Annotated in this window: 1 protein-coding gene; it reads right to left on the bottom strand. The window is 39.9% G+C overall.

Annotation, left to right across the window (positions count from 1 at the left end; translation table 11 throughout):
* A partial coding sequence (pckA, locus tag AC1DSB_RS18815) for a phosphoenolpyruvate carboxykinase (ATP) (protein ID WP_477587365.1) occupies window positions 1-1,555 on the bottom strand: 1,555 nt, incomplete at its 3' end.
* Between the last annotated feature and the right edge of the window lie 237 nt (window positions 1,556-1,792).

Here is a 1,792-nt window from a genome sequence, read left to right as displayed (position 1 = left end):
CTTCAGACACTGATCCAAATTTATTGAAGTTCTCACGGAATCGATTAGCCAATTCTTGTGCTTTTTTATCGTATGCTGCTGGATCCGCCCATGCATCGCGTGGGTTTAATACGTCAGAAGGTACGCCAGGTACTTCTTTAGGAATAGCTAAACCGAATGCTGAACCTTTATCCATTTCAACATTATCTAATTTGCCTTCCAATGCAGCACGAACCATCGCACGTGTATAAGAAAGTTTCATACGGCTACCAACGCCAAATTCGCCGCCTGTCCAGCCAGTATTTACAAGGAAGACTTGTGCATCATGCTCATCTATTTTCTTCCCTAACATTTCTGCATATACAGTTGCAGGAAGGGGAAGGAATGGAGAACCGAAACAAGTTGAGAATGTTGCTTGTGGAGATGTAATTCCACGTTCTGTACCAGCAAGCTTCGATGTAAATCCACTTAAGAAGTGATACATCGCTTGTTCTTTCGTCAACTTACTGATTGGAGGTAATACCCCAAACGCATCAGCAGTTAAGAAAATGATGGTTTTTGGATGACCTGCTACAGAAGGATCAACAATATTGTCGATTGCTTGTAATGGGTAAGCGGCACGCGTGTTTTCAGTTAACGAAATATTTTCGTAGTCAGGTATACGCGTTTCAGGATCCAATACTACGTTTTCCAATACAGAACCAAAACGGATTGCATCGAAAATTTGTGGTTCATTTTCACGTGTTAAGTTAATTGCTTTTGCGTAACAGCCGCCTTCAATATTGAATACGCCGTTATCTGACCAGCCATGCTCATCATCGCCGATTAATTTACGATCTGCATCAGCAGATAATGTTGTTTTTCCTGTTCCGGACAATCCGAAGAACAAAGCAACATCGCCTTTTTCACCAACGTTTGCAGAACAGTGCATCGGTAGGATGCCTTGCTCAGGGAGCAAGTAGTTCATAATAGAGAAAATTGATTTTTTCATTTCACCGGCATACTCAGTACCACCGATTAAAATGATGCGTTTTTCCATTGACACAATGATAAACGTTTCGGAACCTGTACCATCGATTGCAGGATCTGCTTTGAAAGTCGGAGCATAAACGATTGTGAATTGTGCTTCATGCGATGCCAACTCATCTTTAGACGGACGAATGAATAATTGGTGTGCAAAAAGGTTATGCCAAGCATATTCATTGATTACTTGCAATGAAAGGCGAGATTCTTTATCCGCACCGGCAAAGCCATTAAAGACAAATAACTCTTCTTTTGTTTTTAAATAGTTCACAACTTTTTTATATAAAGAGTTGAAAATTTCAGATGATATTGGTTGGTTTACTGAGCCCCAATCAATCTTGTCTTTCGAGCTATCTTCCACAACAACATATTTGTCTTTAGGAGAACGTCCYGTATATTTTCCTGTCACTACTTTTACAGCTCCAGTTGGTGTTAAGACAGCTTCTCCACGTAATGTTGCTTTCTCCACAAGTTGTGGGACTGAAAGTTGCACATGCACGTTTTGGCCATTTAACAAGTCGTTCAGCTCGTTCATCGTGTTCACTGAATTCATGTATATGTACCTTCCTTTATCGTATATTACCCTTAAATCGGGTTAACCTTGATTCGAAAATTAGTATAACACATTACGCTTAATAATCTACACTAATAGCCTAATTAATTTTATCTGATTTTCGAACATTTATATAGAACGAAAAAAATATTTGACAAGGCTTCATTAGTTTATTATGATGTAAAACTGAACGGATACTCTTATCCCGAGCTGGTGGAGGGGTCAGGCCCCAGGCCC

The sequence above is a fragment of the Paenisporosarcina sp. P4_E4_2 genome (genome assembly GCF_056401595.1).
The sequence above is the reverse complement of the archived record's forward strand: the minus strand, read 5'-3'. Positions and strand labels throughout refer to the sequence as shown.